Consider the following 18,100-nt stretch of genomic DNA (forward strand, 5'->3'; position numbering starts at 1 on the left):
CAGAAGCCGTACGACGGACAGTGCGCAGGGTATTTGAAATCTCAGACAGAGGATATCTGGGCAACATTGGCAGACATTGGGCGCAAACCATGTCCAAACAATAGGCGTCCATTGACCTTGCCGTGATGCGTGGTAAACCGCCGGGCAAGCAAAAGGACATCCGAAATGAACCTGTTTTCCGAGATCCGCGGCCTTGTACTGGACGCGCTGGCACAGATGCAGTCCGAAGGCGCGTTGCCCGAGGGGCTGAATTTTGACAACGTGGCGGTCGAACCGCCGCGTGATGCGGCGCATGGCGACATGGCGACCAACGCGGCGATGGTGCTGGCAAAACCGGCCAGGATGAAACCGCGTGACATTGCCGAGGCATTGGCAGGGAAGCTGGTGGCGGATGATCGGATCACCAGCGCCGATGTGGCGGGTCCGGGCTTTCTCAATTTGCGGCTGGCACCGTCGGTCTGGCAAGGCGTGCTGGCGGCCGTGCTGGAGAAGGGCACCGATTATGGCCGCTCGACTATGGGCCATGGGCAAAAGGTCAACGTTGAATATGTTTCGGCCAACCCAACCGGTCCGCTGCACGTGGGTCATACACGGGGCGCGGTTTTCGGGGATGCTCTGGCAAGCCTGTTGGCCTATTCCGGCCATGACGTGACCCGTGAGTATTACATCAACGACGGCGGTGCGCAGGTGGATGTGCTGGCGCGCTCGGCTTACGAACGCTATCGCGAGGCCAATGGTCTGAGCCCCGAGATTGCCGAAGGTCTTTATCCTGGCGACTACCTGATCCCGATCGGTGAGGCGTTGAAAGAGAAATACGGCGACAGCCTGATCGACAAGCCGGAAAGTGACTGGCTGGAAGAGGTGCGTGAGTTCTCGACTGACGCGATGATGGATCTGATCCGCGCTGACCTGAAAGCGCTGGGCGTCGAGATGGATGTGTTCTTCTCGGAAAAATCTCTCTATGGCACTGGTCGGATTGAGGCCGCATTGCAATCGCTGACTGACAAGGGCCTGATTTACGAAGGCGTGCTCGAGCCGCCGAAAGGCAAAAAGCCCGAGGATTGGGAGCCACGCGAACAGACGCTGTTCAAATCGACCGAACATGGCGACGACGTCGACCGCCCTGTCAAGAAATCGGATGGTAGCTGGACTTATTTTGCCCCGGATATTGCTTATCACTATGACAAGGTGACCCGTGGTTTTGACGCACTGATCGACGTGTTTGGCGCCGACCATGGCGGCTATGTCAAACGGATGAAGGCGGCTGTTTCGGCACTGTCCGACGGTAAGGTGCCGCTTGATATCAAGCTGACACAGCTGGTGAAGCTGTGGAAGAATGGCGAGCCGTTCAAGATGTCCAAGCGGGCAGGGAACTTTGTCACTCTGCGCGATGTGGTCGATCAGGTGGGCCCGGACGTGACGCGGTTTGTGATGCTGACCCGCAAGAACGACGCGCCGTTGGATTTCGATTTTGACAAAGTGCTGGAACAAAGCCGCGAGAACCCCGTGTTCTACGTTCAGTATGCACATGCCCGTGTCATGAGCGTGCTGCGCCGCGCGGCCGAGGCTGGAATTGCGGCTGATGATGCGATCCTTGCGGGTGCTGACCTGAGCAAGAACGATCATGCCTCGGAACTGGTTGTTGCGAAGAAGCTGGCAGAATGGCCACGGCTGGTGGAGATTGCGGCCCGAACCAATGAGCCGCACAGGGTCGCCTTTTATCTCTATGAACTCGCAGGCGACTTTCACGCGTTGTGGAACAAGGGCAATGACGAGACGCAATTGCGTTTCATCCAGGATGGCGATGTTGCCACAAGCCAGTCAAAAATCGCTTTGGCCCGGGCCGTTTCTGTTGTGATTTCAGCGGGCTTGGGTATTCTTGGCGTTACTCCGGCGCAGGAGATGCGGTAACGAATATCGCCCGAACCGCCGGTACGAGGTAGGCAAGAAATGACCCGCGGGCCTTATTTTCAGGCGCGAAACGGGCAGTGAGGCGGACATGGCGAGTTACGATTACTCGGGGCACCAAAGCCCCGGGCAGAATCATTACCCGAATCAAGCGCATTCAGATGATGTGTATGATTTTCCCGAAGACATGCAGGAAGATGACGCGCCGCGTGGCTCGTTTGGTCTGGGCAGGGCGGTCAATTTCCTGGGGGCTGTTGCATCCTTGACGCTGGTCGCCGGTGTCGGGGTCTGGGGCTATCAACTGATCATGCGCGATGTCAGTGGCGTGCCGGTTGTTCGCGCCGCCGAAGGGCCGATGCGTGTGCAGCCGGAAAATCCGGGTGGAACTCCGGCCGATCATCAGGGCTTTGCCGTGAATGCCGTCGCCGCCGAAGGCAGTGCTGCGGCGCCGGCCGACCGGTTGATCCTTGCGCCGCGCCCGGTGTCCTTGACGGACGAAGATCTGCCCGCCGGAGAACTGAAGCCGACCCCTGCGCTGCATGTGGTCGAAGAACCGATCACCACGCAGGAGGCCGCGCGCTTGCGCCAGAACGCAGTAGATGCGCTGGTTGCGGAATTGGCGGGTGCGGCGGCAGAAACGCAGCAAGAGTTCGAAGATGGTGTGCAACTGGCATCGCTGACCACCCCTGATGAAGAACCCGCCATTGACCCGGCAGATTTTGCTGCGGCCTTGCCGGACCCGAGCTTCGCCGAGTTGCCGGGCGTGCGCCGATCGTTGCGCCCTGTGACGCGTCCGGCACGGTCCACCCGCAGTCAGGTCGCGCCCAGCGAGAATTCCGAAGACGCCATCAATGCAGCGGTGAAAGCCGCGGTCGGGGTGGATGTTGATCCGGATACACTGGCCAAGGGAACCCGGCTGGCGCAGCTTGGAGCTTATGACAGCACGCAAGTGGCACAGGCTGAGTGGGACCGTTTGAATGGTCAATTTGGTGATTATTTGTCGGGAAAACAGCGGGTTATCCAGAAAACTTCAAGCGGTGGACGGACCTTCTACCGCCTTCGTGTGCTGGGGTTCGAAGACCTGAGCGACTCGCGCCAGTTCTGCGCTGCTCTGGTCGCGCAAGGCGCTGATTGTATCCCGGTGGCCGTGAGGTGAAGTTCGGAGCAGCGATCACAGATGCTGAAGGACTGCGCCTGACGCAGGAGGAAAGAGACCTGTTTCGCCAGATGAACCCGTTTGGGTTCATTCTGTTCGCCCGCAATATTGAAAGCGCCGATCAGGTGCGGGCCTTGTGTGATGATTTCCGCGAGGCCGTTGGGCGCAACTGTCCCATTACCATTGATCAGGAAGGTGGGCGCGTACAGCGTTTGCGCGCACCCTTGGCCCGCGAATGGCTGCCGCCGCTGGATCATGTGATCAGGGCGGGTGATCAAGCGGAACGCGCCATGTACCTCAGGTACCGCCTGATTGCGGATGAGCTGTTTGGTCTGGGTATCGACAGCAACTGTGCCCCCATGGTCGATGTGGCGCGGCCCGAGACCCACGCGTTTCTGAAAAACCGCTGTTATGCCTTTGATCCTGAACAGATTTCCAGGATCGGCAGGGCCGCGGCACAGGGTCATCTGGATGGGGGTGTTCTTCCGGTTCTCAAGCACATTCCCGGCCATGGCCGTGCCACTCTGGACAGTCACCATGACCTTCCGCACGTTGATTTGCCGCTGGAAGAGTTGGAATACAGCGATTTCGCGCCGTTCCGCGCCTTGAATGACCTGCCGATGGGGATGACAGCACATCTGGTCTTCGATCAGATCGATCCCCGGCCAGCCACCATTTCTGCGGCCATGATGGGCCTGATCCGAGACAATATCGGCTTTGGCGGCCTGATCATGACCGACGATATTTCGATGAAAGCGCTCAGTGGGGCGTTGACGGACCTCACACAGCAATCTTTGCAGGCGGGCTGTGATGTGGTTCTTCATTGCAATGGCAGCTTTTCTAAACGCGCCGCTGTGATGGAAGTCGCCGGGGAGATGTCGGATGTGGCACAAGCCCGCGCAGAACGGGCGCTGGAGATGCGGAAACCCCCGCGGGAACTTGACATCCAAGCCGCCGAAGCGGAACTATCTGCCCTAATGGGCGGGCAGGTATATGAACGATAATCTTTTTAGCGAAGACCCTGTCTCGGTCGCGGATCGTCTTGCGGCCGAAGCGCTGATTGTTGATGTCGACGGCTTCGAAGGCCCGTTGGATGTTCTGCTGACCCTGTCCCGCACGCAAAAAGTGGATCTGCGCAAGATCTCGGTTCTTGCGCTGGCGCAGCAATATCTGGCCTTTGTTGAAAAGGCGCGTGCGCTGCGCATTGAACTGGCCGCCGATTATCTGGTCATGGCGGCGTGGCTGGCCTTTCTCAAGTCCCGTCTACTGCTACCGCCAGACCCCGATGACGACGGGCCATCGGGTGAAGAGCTGGCCGCGCATCTGGCGTTTCAACTTGAACGCCTGCAGGCGATGCGTGACGTCGCTGCACGGTTGATGGCCCGCGACCAACTGGGGCGTGATTTTTTCAAACGCGGGCAGGGCGAGGACGTCACCCGCATTCGCACCGTGACTTATTCTGCCACGCTGCTGGACCTGATGCAGGGTTATGCCCGTATCCGCACCCGTGACGAATTCCGCCCCTTTGTGATGGACCGCGATGCGGTGTTCACGATGGAGCAGGCACTGGAGCGGATGCGCCCGCTGATCGGTTTTGCGGGGACGTGGACCGATATGGAAACCTATCTGCCCGATGGTTGGGATACTGACCCGGTGCGCCGCAGATCGGCGACGGCTGCGACCTTTGCGGCCTCGCTGGAACTGGTGAAAGAAGGACATATGGAGATCAAGCAGAGCGAGACATTCGCGCCGATCCATTTGCGCAAGAGGACCCAGACACGTGACTGACGTCCCAGAAGAAACCGGCACCCTGTTCGAGGCGCCACCGCTGGCGGAACAGGAGCGTATGGTCGAGGCCGTTTTGTTTGCCAGTGCCGATCCGGTGACGATTGCCGATCTTGAGGCGCGGATGCCGCATGGAAGCGACGCCGCGCAAGCCGTTGAATTGCTTCAGAGACGTTACGAAGGGCGTGGCGTGCGCGTGGTGCGCGTTGGTGAGGCATGGGCGATCCGTACGGCCCCTGATCTGGGCTTTCTGATGCAGAAGGAAACGGTTGAGACTCGCAAACTCAGCCGCGCCGCGATTGAGACATTGGCGATCGTGGCCTATCACCAGCCCTGCACCCGCGCCGAGATTGAGGAAATTCGCGGCGTATCAGTCTCTCGCGGGACGATTGATCAATTGCTAGAGATGGAGTGGATCAGGTTGGGCCGTCGCCGAATGACACCGGGTCGTCCGGTGACATTTGTGGTGACGCCAGAGTTTCTGGATCATTTTGGTCTGGAGAACGCCCGCGATCTGCCAGGTCTCAAGGAACTAAGGGCTGCGGGATTGTTGGAAAACCGGCCTCCACCGGGGGCGATCCCGCTGGGTGAGGGGCGCGAGGACGAAGTGGACGAGGACCAGTCGGAACTGTTTGAGGAGTAATAACCCGGACAGGTCACAACAGGTCAGGCGCGGAACCTGTGGCAGTAAACGCGGGTTATACGACACATGCACCGTTGAAAAAAATTGTGAGGATCAGACGGCCGCTTTGAAGTGCTTGGACAGTTTCAGGCCTTGCCCCTGATAGTTCGATGCAATCCCGGCACCATATAGCTGCGTGGGCATCTCGGCCATTTTCTCATAGACAAGACGCCCGACCACCTGTCCGTGTTCCAGCACGAAAGGCGCTTCGTGGCATCGCACCTCAAGCACACCGCGTGACCCGGCACCGCCTGCTGCGGCATGGCCAAAGCCGGGATCGAAGAACCCGGCATAATGCACTCGGAATTCACCAACCATCGCCAGATAAGGTGCCATTTCGGCGGCATACATCGGCGGGATATGGACCGCCTCGCGGCTGACAAGGATATAGAATGCGCCGGGGTCAAGTATGATGCGACCGTCCTTGGTGCGCACTTCCTCCCAATAGTCCTGGGGGTCGTATTCGCCAATTCGGTCCAGATCGATTACCCCGGTATGGGGCTTGGCGCGATAGCCGACCAGATCGGTGTCGGGCAGTTGCAGATCGACCGAAAAGCCAAGACCATCATGAATCACAGCAGGCCCGTCCACCAACGGCGATTCGGCGTGCAGGGCGGTCAGTTCGGCGTCAGACAAGACGGCCTGACCCTGACGGAAACGAATCTGGTTTAGACGCATACCGGGTCGGACCAGAACCGAAAACGAACGTGGACAGATCTCGGCGTACAGCGGGCCTTTGTAGCCTGCGGGCACGCGATCGAACTCGGTGCCACCATCGGTGATGGTACGGGTCAGAAGGTCAAGCCGCCCGGTCGAGCTTTTGGCATTGGCGACGGCGGTCATGTCGCGGGGCAGGGCAAGCGATTCCATCAGAGGCACCAGATAGACGCAGCCCTTTTCCAGAACAGCGCCGTCCGAGATGTCGATGCGGTGCATTTCAAACTCGGCCAAGCGATCCGTAACAGTCCGTCCTTCGCCCGCGAGGAACGAGGCGCGCACTCGGTAAGCAACTGTTCCTAAACGCAAATCAAGGCTGGCCGGTTGAATTTGCGCTGGCAGAACATCGGGGTTGGCGGCAATTTCTCCGCGCGCGATCATTGCTTCGATTTGCTGGTTCGCGCAAACACCTGTCATCTCGATCCCCTCGTGTGCCAGAGCGGGATCTGGCCTTTGTGCCATAAACGTCGGTGTGATTTGGTCGGGCTAGCAGGACTCGAACCTGCGACCTTCCGTCCCCCAGACGGACGCGCTACCAGGCTGCGCCATAGCCCGACGTTGGGCCGTTCATAAAGATTTTCCCGGCAGGGGCAAGAGGAAAACACTGCCTTTTTTCCTAACCCGTCGCCTGTGTTTCAACACGATCCAGCCAACGGCGCAGGTCTTTTGCAATTGGTTCAATCCGGCGCAGAAGTTCGTCGTCAAACTCGGCGCACTTCCACGCCAGCGAAGCAATTCCGCCCATCAGGGGCGCTGTGTTCAGGTCAGACTCTGGTTCTTGCTCTGACGCGGCCGCGGGAAGTGCTTCGGCCTGCACACCTTCATTCACCGGCTGCTCGGCCGGTTCGTCCAGATCCATAGGAATTTGTTCGGTGGTGGCTGCGGGTTTGGGTTCGAACGGCACCACAGTACCTTGAACGGGTTCAATCAGGGCAGGGCCCGGTTCGTCCAGAGGCGGAGACAGTGCTGCGACATGTGCGACGCCTTGCTCGCGCAGGATGCGCTGCACGCCCTTGATTGTGGTCCCGTCTTCATGAAGCAGTTTCTTGATGCCCCCCAGAAGACGCATGTCATTGGGGCGGTAATACCGACGCCCGCCTGCGCGTTTGACCGGTTTGACCTGAGTGAAGCGGCTTTCCCAGAATCGCAAGACATGGGCCTGGACACCAAGCCAATCCGCTACTTCACTGATCGTGCGAAACGCGTCGCGGGATTTGCTCATATCCGCGTGACCCTGGGGTTACTTGCGATTCCCGACGGCGACGCGATCTTTCATAAGATGCGACGGGCGAAAGGTCAGTACACGGCGGGGCTGTATCGGAACCTCTTCGCCGGTTTTGGGGTTGCGGCCGACTCGCGCGGTCTTGTCGCGAACACTGAACGTACCGAAGGACGAGATTTTCACCTGCTCACCACGCACCAGAGCGTCGGACATGTGGTTCAGAACGCTTTCGACCAGCTGCGCACTTTCGTTGCGCGAAAGCCCAACTTCGCGAAAGACGGCCTCGCTCAGATCCATTCGAGTCAGTGTATTGTCGCCCATGTCATTTCCCCTGTTGCTGTCAAAGCATACGGGTACGGCAAATTCGCTGTCAATATCAATGAATTGCAGGAAGCTGTGTAAGCTGGATTGCGCCGGTTACCAGCGCAGAACCACCGCGCCCCAGGCCAGACCGCCGCCAATCGCTTCCGTCACGATCAGGTCGCCGGGTTTGATCTGCCCGCGTTGTTTACCAACCGACAATGCCAATGGGATGGATGCAGCCGAGGTGTTGCCGTGATCCTGAACGGTCACAACTACATTATCCATTGGCAGGCCCATCTTTTTGGCCGTGCCCTGAATGATGCGAATATTGGCCTGATGAGGAACAATCCAGTCTACGTCAGCGCTGCTCAGCCCCGCGCGGTCCAGGGCTGTCTCAGCGGTTTTGGTAAGCTTTTCAACGGCATGTCGGAAGACCTGATTGCCCTGCATACGCAGATGCCCGGTGGATTGGGTCGAAACCCCCCCATCGACATAAAGAAGGTCCTTGTAGCGCCCGTCCGAGTTCAGATCGGTTGCGAGTATGCCGCGATCCGCAGCGGTGCCTTCGCCGTCCTGCGCTTCGAGTACCAATGCGCCGGCACCATCACCGAACAGAACGCAGGTCGAGCGGTCGGTCCAGTCCATAATCCGGGAAAAGGTTTCGGCACCAATGACCAGCACGCGTTTGGCCTGACCTGACAGAATCAAAGCATTTGCGTTGCTGAGGGCGAAAACGAATCCTGCGCAGACAGCCTGTACGTCGAAGGCAAACCCTTTGGTCATGCCCAGTCGGGCCTGAACCATGGTCGCGGCAGAAGGAAAGGTCAGGTCTGCGGTCGAGGTCGCCAGGACGATCGCGTCGATATCATCCGCTGTCAGGCCCGCATCGGCCAGCGCAGCTTCGGCAGCCTTGGTGGCCAGGTCCGACGTCGTTTCGTCATCGGCAGCAAAGTGGCGGCGTTCGATCCCCGACCGGGTTCTGATCCACTCATCCGTCGTGTCCAGCGTTTTCTCGAACTCGGAATTGGGAACAATACGTTCCGGCAAATAATGCCCGACACCTACTACAACTGAACGGCCTGCCATTTTTGGGGTACTGCCTTTTTGTTATTTATCGGTCTGCGGCGCTGCTTGCGCGGCATCTTGTTCAAGCTGGGCTGTGGATGCAACCCGCGCCGCTAATTTTTCGGCGAAACCGGACTGTGCCAGAGTAAAGGCCAGTTTGATCGCCGCCGACACTCCGGTCGCATCTGCCCCGCCGTGGGATTTAATAACGGTCCCGTTCAGACCCAGAAACACGCCACCGTTCACACGACGCGGATCGATGCGCTTTTTCAGGCGCTGTAGTGACGTGATGGCCAGAATCGAAGCCAATCGGGACAACGGAGAGTATTTGAACGCCTCACGCAGAAGCTCTCCGATCAGGCTGGCGGTGCCTTCGCCTGTTTTGATCGCAACATTGCCCGTAAACCCATCAGTAACAATGACATCTGCCTTGTCACCGGGAATATCACTGCCTTCGACAAAGCCAACAAATTCGAAATTCGCCTGTTCCGCGAAATCCGAGATCAAGGCGTGCGCTTCTTTCAGTTCCGCGCGGCCCTTATGCTCCTCGGTGCCAACGTTCAGAAGCCCGATCCGGGGGCGGTTCAGGGCCATGCCGTTGCGCGCATAAGACGCGCCCATCAGGGCGAATTGCAGCAAATCCTTGGCGTCGGCGCGTACATCGGCGCCCACATCCAGCATTACATTGAACCCTTGCGGGTTGCGCGAAGGCCACAGGATCGCGATTGCGGGGCGGTTCACACCCGGCAATTTGCGCAGACGCATCATCGACAGGGCCATCAGGGCACCGGTGTTCCCGCAGGACACCGCGCCATGAGCTTCGCCCTGACGAACCGCTTCCAGCGCGGACCACATCGAGGTCTGCTTGCCGTTGCGCACAACCTGGCTGGGCTTGTCCTCCATCGTGACAACGTCGGGGCAATCACGAAAAACGACGCGCCCTTCAAGGACACGTCGTTTAGCAACCAGCTTGCGCAATACCTGTTCGGGCCCGTGCAGCAGGAACCCGATATTCGGGTTCTTGCCAGCCGATTTTGCCAGACCTGCAACGACGACAGCGGGACCTGCGTCCCCTCCCATTGCGTCAACCGAGATGGTGATCCGTCCGGCGTGCGTGGGCTGATCGTTCATGCCTTGGCCTGCGCTCGATCAGGCTTAGGCTGCGTCTTCGTCCAGATCGATTTCGTCGGCCTGTGCGACGACTTCGCGATCGTCATAGTGGCCGCAAGATGCACAAACGTGGTGCGGGCGTTTCAGCTCGCCGCAGTTCGGGCATTCGTTCGGGTTTGCAGCAACCAGAGCGTCGTGTGCGCGGCGGTTGTTGCGACGCGACTTGGAAACTTTGTTCTGTTGGACGGCCATGGTCTCAACCTTTGTCTGACTGGGGGCCGCAGATTCGCTGCCGACCCGGGTTTCGTAGTTCGTTTATCGTGGTTTGACGCGCGTTTAGGCGACGAGCCCCGCAATGTCCAACCCAAAATCCGATGAGCGCGCGAAAATACTGCGATTCTCGGCATGTTCAAGCGATTTTTCTGACCGCCTGCTATGACAGGAAATCCGGCACCTGTCACTCGTCTTTTTTTAGCACATCGCGCAATCCTGCCAATCCTGCAAAGGGTTTGGCATCGTCATCCGTCATCGCCTGTTTGCCCGGTTCTGTGTAGGCAGCCTGACCCAGTTCCGCGCCGTCTTTCCGTGGATATTGTGGCAAAGCCAGAGACAGGGCCTCGATCATGACAAGGGCCGGATCAATTTCCGGTCCCAAAGGTTCAGATTCGTCATCTTCAGGGATCTCGAACTCTGGATCATCAGGGTCTGCCCAATCCGCAAGAAATGTCCGGTGCACTGGAATGTCGATCCTTGTCGTCACCGGTTCCAGCGTCACCACGCAAGGTTGGGTGACAGTTGCACCGAGTTTGCCGTTTAGAACCCAGTCCCGTTTGCCCTGCGCCCGCAGGTCGCCGGAAAAGCTGAGCTTTCGCAGCCCCAGCAGCCCAAGGTCTTGCCTGATTTGCTCAAGCACGGTGGTTGCAGGGCGCAGATCGAACCGTGTCGGGGCGTTCTGCGGCAGGTCTGACACCCGAAATGATGTCGCGTTGCTCATTCGTGAGCCTTTCTATGTGTTGAACCGTGGCAACGGTTTATGTAATCGGATAGAAGCCGAAGAAGGCCAAGGCAAGAGGGTGCAGATGTTGAAGGTAGTGAACCGGTTGAAACCAGCTGCGAAATCGCTTGTGTTTGTTGCCTGTCTGGCTGCGACCGGAGCTTGTACGGCTGTCTTCAAGAATCACGGCTATGTGCCACCGGCCGAGGAACTGGCGGAAATCAAAGTGGGCGTAGACACGCGGGACAGCGTGCAAGAGGCCATCGGCGCGCCGGGCGCATCCGGCGTGGTTCGGGATTCGGGCTATTACTATGTCCGCTCTCGCGTGCGTCACTACGGTCCGAAACGGCCCGAGGTGGTATCCCGCGAACTGGTTGCCATCAGTTTTGATCAGCGCGGTGTTGTCAGAAATATCGAACGCTTTGGTCTTGAAGACGGGAATGTGATTGCTCTGGAGCGCCGCGTTACCGATTCCAACGTTCAGGACAAAGGCTTCCTGCGTCAGCTGCTGGGCAATATCGGCAACTTCAATCCGGCCAACATTCCGGGCGCCAACTAATTTGCGCCAAAACCTTGCGGTAGTCACAGGGCAGTCACATGTCTTGTGCTAACGGTGTCGTACCGACGCCTGAGGGTCGGCAACCGTGGAGGACGCGACCGTGGCAACGGCAGTTTTGTTAAGCAAGGGGCGCTATCGCGCCAGACTGGCGCAATCGCCCGAGGATATCAGAACAGCTCAGGCATTGCGGACCTTGGCTTTTGGCACAGAGCAACCGGACTGCGACGAGTTTGATGCACGCTGTAGCCATATCCTGATCGAGGATATGCGCTCGGCAGACCGGCTGGTCTGCTGCTTTCGGATGCTGACCATGGATAGTGGCGGCGAGATCGGGCGAAGTTATTCGGCACAGTTCTACGACCTGACCTCGCTCGAAGGCTTCGAAGGCCGGATGGTTGAAATGGGACGATTTTGTATCCATCCCGATCACAGCGACCCCGACATCCTGCGTGTAGCCTGGGGGGCAATGACGGCCTACGTTGACCGGAACAACGTCGAGATGCTGTTTGGATGTTCCTCTTTTGCCGGAACCGAAACTGAGCAGTATCTGGATGCGTTTGCGATGCTCAAACACCGCCATTTGGGCCCGAAACGTTGGTTGCCGCGTGTGAAGGCTCCGGATGTGTTTCGATTTGCCGCGCGTCTGCGGCGCAGACCGGATGTGAAAAAGGCAATGCTGCGGATGCCACCCTTGTTGCGGACCTATCTGATGATGGGCGGTTGGGTCAGCGATCATGCAGTGGTGGATCGCCACATGAACACGCTGCACGTTTTCACAGGGGTGGAAATCGGTGCGATCCCGCCGGCACGCAAACGTCTGTTGCGGGCGGTGGCCGGGTAGATTGAGTATTTTTGAAAAGGTGAAGACGGGGCGTTGACGCAATGTGTCAGCCGGTTTAGCTGGCGCACATGGCGAGAATTCCTTTGTTGCAGATGTCCGGCATTTCCCTGACTTTCGGGGGTGACCCGGTGTTTTCCGAACTGGATCTGGTGGTTCAACCCGGTGATCGTGTTGCGCTGGTGGGGCGAAACGGGTCCGGAAAATCCACGCTGATGAAAGTGATGGCCGGTCTGGTCGAGGCGGATCGGGGCGAGATCGTCGTGCCGCCCGGAAAATCCGTTGGCTATATGGAGCAAGATCCGACAATGGAAGGCTTTGCCACGTTGGGGGATTACGCCTCCAGCGGGTTGGAGCCGGGAGAACTTTACAAGGTTGAACGGGCCGGTGAAGGGTTGAAGTTCGATCCTTCACGGGCGGTTGAGACGGCTTCGGGCGGAGAGAGGCGGCGGGCTGCGCTGGCCAAGCTGATGGCAGAAGCTCCGGATCTGATGTTGCTGGACGAGCCGACCAACCATCTGGATATCGAAGCCATCGCGTGGCTGGAACGCGAACTTGGCGCGACCCGAGCGGCCTTTGTGCTGATCTCGCATGACCGGGCCTTTTTGAGGGCGTTGACCCGGGCAACACTTTGGATCGACCGGGGGGCTGTTCGGCGACAGGAACAGGGCTTTGAAGCCTTTGAGGCCTGGCGGGACAAGGTCTGGGAGGAAGAGGACCAGCAACGCCACAAGCTGAACCGCCTGATCAAGTCCGAAGCGAAATGGGCGGTAGAGGGCATTAGCGCCCGACGCAAACGTAACCAAGGCCGGGTGCGGGCCTTGCAGGCGTTGCGGGCCGAAAAGGCGGCGCAGATCAAACGTCAGGGTTCGGCTGCAATGGCACTGGAGGCCGGGCCAAAATCAGGCCGTAAAGTGATTGAGGCCAGGGCGCTGGCCAAAGGGTTTGGCGACAAGCAGATCGTTCGGAACTTTGATCTGCTGGTGCAGCGCGGTGACCGGGTGGCCTTTGTCGGGCCGAACGGTGTTGGCAAAACAACGTTGCTGAAGATGCTGCTGGGGCAGGTGGAGCCGGACGAGGGCTCGGTTTCCTTGGGGACGAACCTTGAAATCGCGGTGTTCGATCAGACCCGTGCCCAACTGGACCCCGAGATGAGCCTGTGGGACAGTCTGACCGGCGATCCGGAAATGCGGGTGTCGGGCAAGGCCGATCAGGTTATGGTGGGCGGGCAGCCCAAACATGTTGTAGGGTATCTCAAGGAATTTCTGTTTGACGAACGGCAGGCCCGAGCAGCCGTGAAATCCCTGTCAGGTGGGGAAAAAGCCCGGTTGTTACTGGCTAAGCTGATGGCGAAACCCTCGAACCTTCTGGTGCTGGACGAACCGACCAACGATCTGGATGTCGAGACGCTGGACCTGCTGCAAGAGCTTTTGGATGATTATGACGGCACCGTTCTGCTGGTGAGCCATGACCGGGATTTTCTGGACCGCGTGGCGACAACCACCATCGCGATGGAGGGGAACGGACGGGCGACAGTCTATGCTGGCGGCTGGTCGGATTACATCGCGCAGCGTGGCGACGTGATCCAAAAAAGCGTAGAAAAAGCAAAAGCTTCAAAGCCAAAGATCAAGCAGGAAGAAAAGCCGAAATCCGGCCTATCCTTCTCGGAAAAGCACCGGCTGGAGAAACTGCCTGCCGAGATCGCGCGCCTAGAGGCCGAGATTGCCAAGCTGGAAGAGTTGATGTCCGATCCCGAGCTGTTCACGCGCGAACCGGTGAAGTTCCAAAAAGCGACCGAGGCGCTGGTTGAGCGGCAGGAGAAACTCTCGGCCGCTGAAGAGGAATGGCTGACGCTCGAAGAGAAGGCTGAAAGCGCTTAGCGCGCCATACGTTTTGCCGGATTACCTGCCACGGTTTCTCTGGCGGGGACGTCTTTGGTGATGACGCTGCCAGCGCCGATTGTGGCGTAGTCGCCTATGGTTACGCCGGGCAACAGGATCGCTCCGCCGCCAACCCAAACCCGCCTGCCGATGGTGACGGGCAGGCCGATTTCCAACCCTTGTGCCCGATCAGCCGGGTCTTTGGCATGATGGGCGCAGTAAATCTGAACATTGGGGCCAAACATCGTGTCGTCGCCGACCCGAACGAGGGCCGTGTCCAGAACCACGCATCCGGCATTGAAGAAAACCCGGCTGCCCAGATGGATGTTCATTCCATACGCGCAGTGAAAAGGGGCTTCGAGAAAACAGTCCTCGCCGACATGGCCCAGCAGCGCGTGTAGTTCCGGGGCCATCGCGCCGCGTGTGTCGGGCGGACAGGTGTTGTGAGCGTGAACAGCCCGTCGTGCCCGCGCGCGCAGATCGTCCAACTCAGGATCGAGACAGCAGTACCACTGCCCGGACTGCATTTTCTGGCGCTCCGACATAGAGCTGTCTTACCGCATCCGCAGAGCGCCGTCGATGCGGATGACCTCGCCGTTCAGGTAGCCCATTTCAACGATGAAACCGGCCAGCCGCCCGTATTCCTTGGGGTCACCCAGGCGGGCCGGGTTCGGGACGTCGGCGGCCAGTTGTTTCTGCACGTCTTCGGGAAGGCCCGCCAGCATCGGGGTCATAAAGATACCCGGCGCAATGGTCATGACGCGAATCCCGGTCGAGGCCAGATCGCGGGCCATTGGCAGGGTCATGCCAACAACCCCGCCTTTCGATGCAGCATAAGCCGCCTGTCCCTTTTGGCCGTCGAATGCGGCAATAGATGCAGTGTTGATGATCACACCGCGCGCCCCGTCCGGTTCGGGTTCGTTCTTTGCCATCTCGGCAGCGGCCAGCCTTGAGACGTTGAATGTGCCGACAAGATTGATGTCGATCGTACGCTGGAACGCGTCCAGCGGGTGGGGCCCATCCTTGCCGACTGTCTTGATTCCATAAGCGATACCCGCGCAGTTCACAGTCGCGGTGATCTTGCCCATCTTGTCCATGCCGTGGCGCACGGCAGCTGCGACCGAGGTTTCGTCGGTTACATCCGTCAGCGCAAAATATCCGCCGATTTCGGAGGCGACTTGAGCGCCACGGTCCGCGTCACGGTCCAGAATAGTGACTTGCGCGCCCTGCGCGGCAAAGTGACGGGCGGTGGCTTCACCCAGACCGGATGCGCCGCCGGTGACAAGAGCGGCTGTGGTGGACAAGTGCATCGGAACTCCTCCCTAGGATATGAACAACTGTTCAATAACTGCTTTGCAGGGGCGGTGTCCACATCTTTGAGCCTGAACGCCTAAAGGGGCGGGGCGGACTGACCGCCGCCGGGTCAATACGCATCTTTAAGGCATCTTAATCCGCGCTTCACGAAAACGCGCCTGTTCGTGAACGAAGTAATCACAGCCATTGCGTGTTTTTTCGTCAGGAGGTTCCGATATGGTAAATGGTATGAAACAAACACTGGGCGCTGTTCTGGCTGCACCTGTCTTTGGGATTGTGGTTGCCGGCAGTGCTGTTGCAGCGCCGGAAACGTGTAACTGGAAAACGGCTCGAAATCTTGCGAATGCAGGCGACTATGCCGGTCTTTGCGATTGTGTTCAGGTGACCCCGAGCTTTCTGGACAGACTTCAGAAGCGACCGGATTTTGAGACAACGCTGCGCGTTACCGGGGCGCAATGCCCGGGCCTGGCCGCTTTGCTGACAGATGTGCCAACGGCAAGCCTGTCCGGTCTGGCAGAGAATCGGGGTGAAAGTCGCGGTTCAGAACCCGGCGGGGCGGGATTTGCGAACGCGGCTGGACCAGACGGCCCCGGCGGTGGTGGAGAACCTGACAACGGCGGCCAAGAACCCGGTGGTGGCGGAGAACCCGGCGGTGGCGGTGGAGAACCTAGCGGTGGCGGTGGAGAACCCGGCGGTGGCGGTGGAGAACCCGGCGGTGGCGGTGGAGAGCCCGGCGGCGGTGGCGGGGAACCCGGTGGTGGCGATGGTGAACCCGGCGGTGGCAAAGGCAATAACGGCGGCGGAAAGGGCCATAACGGCGGCGGCAAAGGTGGCGATAAGGGTAACAATGGCGGCGGCAACGGCGGCGAGGGCAGCAGTCCGGGTCGCGGAAACAACGCCAATGACGACGAGGGCGAAAGCGACCGGCCCGGTCGCGGAAAGGGACGTCAGTAGCCTTGCCCATTCCAAAATAGATACGGCCACCCAATCGGGTGGCCGTTTCCTGCTTTGCAATCAAAGGTGAAAGGGGCGTCAGCCCAGTTGCACCAATGCGTGGCGTTTCTTGCCTGCACTCAGCTTGATCGGGGATGACAATGCGCCCGCGTCGATCATCAAACCTGCATCCGTCAGCGGAGCGTCGTCCAGTTTGGCCCCGTTTTCGGCAATCAGGCGCTTGGCCTCTTTGCCGGATTTGGCCAGACCTGATTTGACAATGATCTGGACGATGGACATGCCGTCGCCCAGTTCATCCGCGCTGAGGGTCAGGGTGGGCAGATCGTCTCCAACGCCACCTTTTTCGAACACTTCACGGGCCGTGGCTTCGGCCGTTGCCGCAGCTTGCGCCCCGTGCAAAAGGGCTGTCACCTCATTGGCGAGGCGGATTTTGGCCTCATTGATCTCGGACCCGGCAAGCGCGCCAAGACGGTCACATTCGTCCACCGGCAATTCGGTATAGAGCTTCAGGAACCGCCCGACATCCGCATCGGTGGTGTTGCGCCAGAACTGCCAGAATTCATAGGGCGAGCGCATCTCGGCGTTCAGCCAGACCGCGCCATCCTGCGATTTGCCCATCTTCTTGCCGTCGCTGGTGGTCAACAAGGGAGAGGTCAGGCCGTAGATTTCGTGATCCAGCACCCGGCGTGTCAGGTCGATACCGTTGACAATGTTGCCCCACTGGTCGCTGCCGCCCATTTGCAGAACACAGCCATAGCGGCGGTTCAGTTCCAGAAAGTCATAGGCTTGCAGGATCATGTAGTTGAACTCGAGAAACGACAGCGACTGTTCGCGATCCAGCCGGGATTTCACCGATTCAAAGCTGAGCATCCGGTTGACCGAAAAATGCCGCCCGATGTCGCGCAGGAAATCGAGGTAGTTCAGATCATCCAGCCATTCGGCATTGTTCAACATCAGCGCCTTGTTTTCGGCGTCAGTGTCGTAATCGATATAGGCCGCGAACACCTTTTTGATGCCTGCGATGTTTTCGTCGATCTGTTCGGGACCCAGCAGGGGGCGTTCATCCGCGCGGAACGAGGGGTCGCCCACCTTGGTGGTGCCGCCGCCCATAAGGGTGATCGGCTGATGACCGGTCTTCTGGAACCAGCGCAGCATCATGATCTGGATCAGACTGCCCACATGCAACGACTTGGCCGTTGCATCAAAGCCGATATAGGCCGGCTTGCACCCACTGATCAGCGCGTCGTCAAGGCCCTGATAATCGGTGCAGTCGGCGAGGAAGCCGCGCTCGATCATCGTGGCGATGAAATCCGATTTGGGGTGGTAGGTCATATCGTGCCCTCGGGGTTTGTGTTGCGGGGCACTGTATAGGCGGCGCTGCGGATGAGGAAAAGCCACCTTTTCACTCTAAAAGCGCGTGCCGTGATATGCGCGCGCAGCTTGATGGCCGGGGTGTTGATCCTGAAGCGCGACGTCGGAAAAAAACCGACGCGCCCAATCAGAAGGCTTGCCAAGGCGGCATAACAAAAGCACCTTGACCAAGCTGCAACCCAGAGGTGAAGTCCGGAAACCCCGGGCACGGCGGAAACATTGCCAGATCAGGAGGCAGGCGT

The 18,100-nt window shown here is 59.1% G+C and carries 19 protein-coding genes and 1 tRNA gene; 9 read left to right on the forward strand and 11 right to left on the reverse strand.

Annotated elements, in window-relative coordinates; genetic code table 11:
- The first annotated feature begins 165 nt into the window (after positions 1–165).
- The 5 genes from argS (at position 166) to scpB (ending at position 5,492) form a co-directional block, all read left to right on the forward strand.
- Positions 166–1,911 carry an arginine--tRNA ligase gene (argS, locus tag AC2FPW_RS14645; protein ID WP_496814285.1) on the forward strand — a complete coding sequence of 582 codons (1,746 nt, stop codon included), beginning with the start codon at positions 166–168 and terminating at the stop codon, positions 1,909–1,911.
- An 88-nt stretch (positions 1,912–1,999) separates the two neighbouring features.
- Positions 2,000–3,064 (forward strand): SPOR domain-containing protein, encoded by a 1,065-nt coding sequence (locus tag AC2FPW_RS14650; protein ID WP_496814286.1) that lies wholly within the window; start codon positions 2,000–2,002, stop codon positions 3,062–3,064.
- Positions 3,061–4,068, forward strand: a complete 1,008-nt coding sequence (gene nagZ / locus AC2FPW_RS14655; protein ID WP_496814287.1) for a beta-N-acetylhexosaminidase — start codon at positions 3,061–3,063, stop codon at positions 4,066–4,068. The genes AC2FPW_RS14650 and nagZ overlap by 4 nt, the downstream gene beginning before the upstream one ends.
- Positions 4,058–4,852 (forward strand): segregation and condensation protein A, encoded by a 795-nt coding sequence (locus AC2FPW_RS14660; RefSeq protein WP_480538046.1) that lies wholly within the window; start codon positions 4,058–4,060, stop codon positions 4,850–4,852. Before nagZ ends, AC2FPW_RS14660 begins: the two co-directional genes overlap by 11 nt.
- On the forward strand, positions 4,845–5,492 hold the full coding sequence (gene scpB / locus AC2FPW_RS14665; protein WP_496814288.1) for an SMC-Scp complex subunit ScpB: 648 nt from the start codon (positions 4,845–4,847) through the stop codon (positions 5,490–5,492). Before AC2FPW_RS14660 ends, scpB begins: the two co-directional genes overlap by 8 nt.
- Before the next feature lie 93 nt (positions 5,493–5,585).
- On the opposite strand, the gene AC2FPW_RS14670 is transcribed toward scpB, so the two are convergent.
- The 8 genes from AC2FPW_RS14670 to AC2FPW_RS14705 form a co-directional block, all read right to left on the reverse strand.
- Positions 5,586–6,665, reverse strand: a complete 1,080-nt coding sequence (locus AC2FPW_RS14670; RefSeq protein ID WP_267363959.1) for a 2'-deoxycytidine 5'-triphosphate deaminase — start codon at positions 6,663–6,665, stop codon at positions 5,586–5,588.
- 61 nt (positions 6,666–6,726) lie between these two features.
- A tRNA-Pro gene (locus AC2FPW_RS14675) sits at positions 6,727–6,803 on the reverse strand.
- Between the two features lie 61 nt (positions 6,804–6,864).
- On the reverse strand, positions 6,865–7,470 hold the full coding sequence (locus AC2FPW_RS14680; protein ID WP_496814290.1) for a MerR family transcriptional regulator: 606 nt from the start codon (positions 7,468–7,470) through the stop codon (positions 6,865–6,867).
- An 18-nt stretch (positions 7,471–7,488) separates the two neighbouring features.
- The gene (gene ihfA / locus AC2FPW_RS14685) at positions 7,489–7,791 is read right to left on the reverse strand and encodes an integration host factor subunit alpha (protein WP_209503673.1); all 303 of its coding nucleotides are present in this window, start codon (positions 7,789–7,791) and stop codon (positions 7,489–7,491) included.
- 96 nt (positions 7,792–7,887) lie between these two features.
- Positions 7,888–8,859: a beta-ketoacyl-ACP synthase III gene (locus AC2FPW_RS14690; protein ID WP_496814292.1), complete on the reverse strand. Its 972-nt coding sequence runs from the start codon at positions 8,857–8,859 to the stop codon at positions 7,888–7,890.
- A 21-nt stretch (positions 8,860–8,880) separates the two neighbouring features.
- A complete protein-coding gene (gene plsX / locus AC2FPW_RS14695; RefSeq protein ID WP_480584706.1) occupies positions 8,881–9,969 on the reverse strand; it encodes a phosphate acyltransferase PlsX in 1,089 nt (362 codons plus the stop codon).
- Positions 9,970–9,993: 24 nt separating this feature from the next.
- Entirely contained in the window at positions 9,994–10,200 is a 207-nt protein-coding gene (rpmF, locus tag AC2FPW_RS14700) for a 50S ribosomal protein L32 (RefSeq protein WP_008756996.1), read from the reverse strand.
- A 205-nt stretch (positions 10,201–10,405) separates the two neighbouring features.
- Positions 10,406–10,942, reverse strand: a complete 537-nt coding sequence (locus tag AC2FPW_RS14705) for a YceD family protein (protein ID WP_480545465.1) — start codon at positions 10,940–10,942, stop codon at positions 10,406–10,408.
- Positions 10,943–11,027: 85 nt separating this feature from the next.
- Between AC2FPW_RS14705 and AC2FPW_RS14710 the strand changes: the two genes are divergently transcribed.
- The 3 genes from AC2FPW_RS14710 to AC2FPW_RS14720 all read left to right on the forward strand — a co-directional run bounded on the left by AC2FPW_RS14710 (position 11,028) and on the right by AC2FPW_RS14720 (position 14,219).
- The gene (locus tag AC2FPW_RS14710; protein ID WP_480545467.1) at positions 11,028–11,501 is read left to right on the forward strand and encodes an outer membrane protein assembly factor BamE; all 474 of its coding nucleotides are present in this window, start codon (positions 11,028–11,030) and stop codon (positions 11,499–11,501) included.
- A gap of 100 nt (positions 11,502–11,601) precedes the next feature.
- Complete coding sequence (locus tag AC2FPW_RS14715; protein ID WP_496814294.1) at positions 11,602–12,342, forward strand: GNAT family N-acetyltransferase; 741 nt, start codon at positions 11,602–11,604, stop codon at positions 12,340–12,342.
- 68 nt (positions 12,343–12,410) lie between these two features.
- Entirely contained in the window at positions 12,411–14,219 is a 1,809-nt protein-coding gene (locus tag AC2FPW_RS14720; protein WP_496814295.1) for an ABC-F family ATP-binding cassette domain-containing protein, read from the forward strand.
- Here the strand turns inward: AC2FPW_RS14720 and AC2FPW_RS14725 are convergent.
- Both AC2FPW_RS14725 and AC2FPW_RS14730 read right to left on the reverse strand, forming a co-directional pair.
- Positions 14,216–14,764 carry a sugar O-acetyltransferase gene (locus tag AC2FPW_RS14725; RefSeq protein WP_496814296.1) on the reverse strand — a complete coding sequence of 183 codons (549 nt, stop codon included), beginning with the start codon at positions 14,762–14,764 and terminating at the stop codon, positions 14,216–14,218. The genes AC2FPW_RS14720 and AC2FPW_RS14725 overlap by 4 nt on opposite strands.
- A gap of 9 nt (positions 14,765–14,773) precedes the next feature.
- Complete coding sequence (locus AC2FPW_RS14730) at positions 14,774–15,529, reverse strand: 3-hydroxyacyl-CoA dehydrogenase (protein ID WP_267363947.1); 756 nt, start codon at positions 15,527–15,529, stop codon at positions 14,774–14,776.
- Positions 15,530–15,761: 232 nt separating this feature from the next.
- On the opposite strand from AC2FPW_RS14730, the gene AC2FPW_RS14735 reads away from it, so the two are divergent.
- Positions 15,762–16,487 (forward strand): hypothetical protein, encoded by a 726-nt coding sequence (locus AC2FPW_RS14735; RefSeq protein ID WP_496814297.1) that lies wholly within the window; start codon positions 15,762–15,764, stop codon positions 16,485–16,487.
- Positions 16,488–16,565: 78 nt separating this feature from the next.
- On the opposite strand, the gene tyrS is transcribed toward AC2FPW_RS14735, so the two are convergent.
- Complete coding sequence (gene tyrS, locus AC2FPW_RS14740) at positions 16,566–17,819, reverse strand: tyrosine--tRNA ligase (protein WP_267363943.1); 1,254 nt, start codon at positions 17,817–17,819, stop codon at positions 16,566–16,568.
- Positions 17,820–18,100 lie beyond the last annotated feature (281 nt).

Source organism: Ruegeria sp. SATB027, from assembly GCF_059613825.1.

What these genes read in the sequence shown, in the direction of transcription:
- argS (WP_496814285.1), top strand. Translation starts at nt 166, where the DNA reads ATGAACCTGTTTTCCGAGATCCGCGGCCTTGTACTGGACGCGCTGGCA.
- AC2FPW_RS14650 (WP_496814286.1), top strand. Translation starts at nt 2,000, where the DNA reads ATGGCGAGTTACGATTACTCGGGGCACCAAAGCCCCGGGCAGAATCAT.
- AC2FPW_RS14660 (WP_480538046.1), top strand. Translation starts at nt 4,058, where the DNA reads ATGAACGATAATCTTTTTAGCGAAGACCCTGTCTCGGTCGCGGATCGT.
- AC2FPW_RS14670 (WP_267363959.1), bottom strand. Translation starts at nt 6,665, where the DNA reads ATGACAGGTGTTTGCGCGAACCAGCAAATCGAAGCAATGATCGCGCGC.
- AC2FPW_RS14680 (WP_496814290.1), bottom strand. Translation starts at nt 7,470, where the DNA reads ATGAGCAAATCCCGCGACGCGTTTCGCACGATCAGTGAAGTAGCGGAT.
- ihfA (WP_209503673.1), bottom strand. Translation starts at nt 7,791, where the DNA reads ATGGGCGACAATACACTGACTCGAATGGATCTGAGCGAGGCCGTCTTT.
- AC2FPW_RS14690 (WP_496814292.1), bottom strand. Translation starts at nt 8,859, where the DNA reads ATGGCAGGCCGTTCAGTTGTAGTAGGTGTCGGGCATTATTTGCCGGAA.
- plsX (WP_480584706.1), bottom strand. Translation starts at nt 9,969, where the DNA reads ATGAACGATCAGCCCACGCACGCCGGACGGATCACCATCTCGGTTGAC.
- rpmF (WP_008756996.1), bottom strand. Translation starts at nt 10,200, where the DNA reads ATGGCCGTCCAACAGAACAAAGTTTCCAAGTCGCGTCGCAACAACCGC.
- AC2FPW_RS14705 (WP_480545465.1), bottom strand. Translation starts at nt 10,942, where the DNA reads ATGAGCAACGCGACATCATTTCGGGTGTCAGACCTGCCGCAGAACGCC.
- AC2FPW_RS14710 (WP_480545467.1), top strand. Translation starts at nt 11,028, where the DNA reads ATGTTGAAGGTAGTGAACCGGTTGAAACCAGCTGCGAAATCGCTTGTG.
- AC2FPW_RS14720 (WP_496814295.1), top strand. Translation starts at nt 12,411, where the DNA reads ATGGCGAGAATTCCTTTGTTGCAGATGTCCGGCATTTCCCTGACTTTC.
- AC2FPW_RS14725 (WP_496814296.1), bottom strand. Translation starts at nt 14,764, where the DNA reads ATGTCGGAGCGCCAGAAAATGCAGTCCGGGCAGTGGTACTGCTGTCTC.
- AC2FPW_RS14730 (WP_267363947.1), bottom strand. Translation starts at nt 15,529, where the DNA reads ATGCACTTGTCCACCACAGCCGCTCTTGTCACCGGCGGCGCATCCGGT.
- AC2FPW_RS14735 (WP_496814297.1), top strand. Translation starts at nt 15,762, where the DNA reads ATGAAACAAACACTGGGCGCTGTTCTGGCTGCACCTGTCTTTGGGATT.
- tyrS (WP_267363943.1), bottom strand. Translation starts at nt 17,819, where the DNA reads ATGACCTACCACCCCAAATCGGATTTCATCGCCACGATGATCGAGCGC.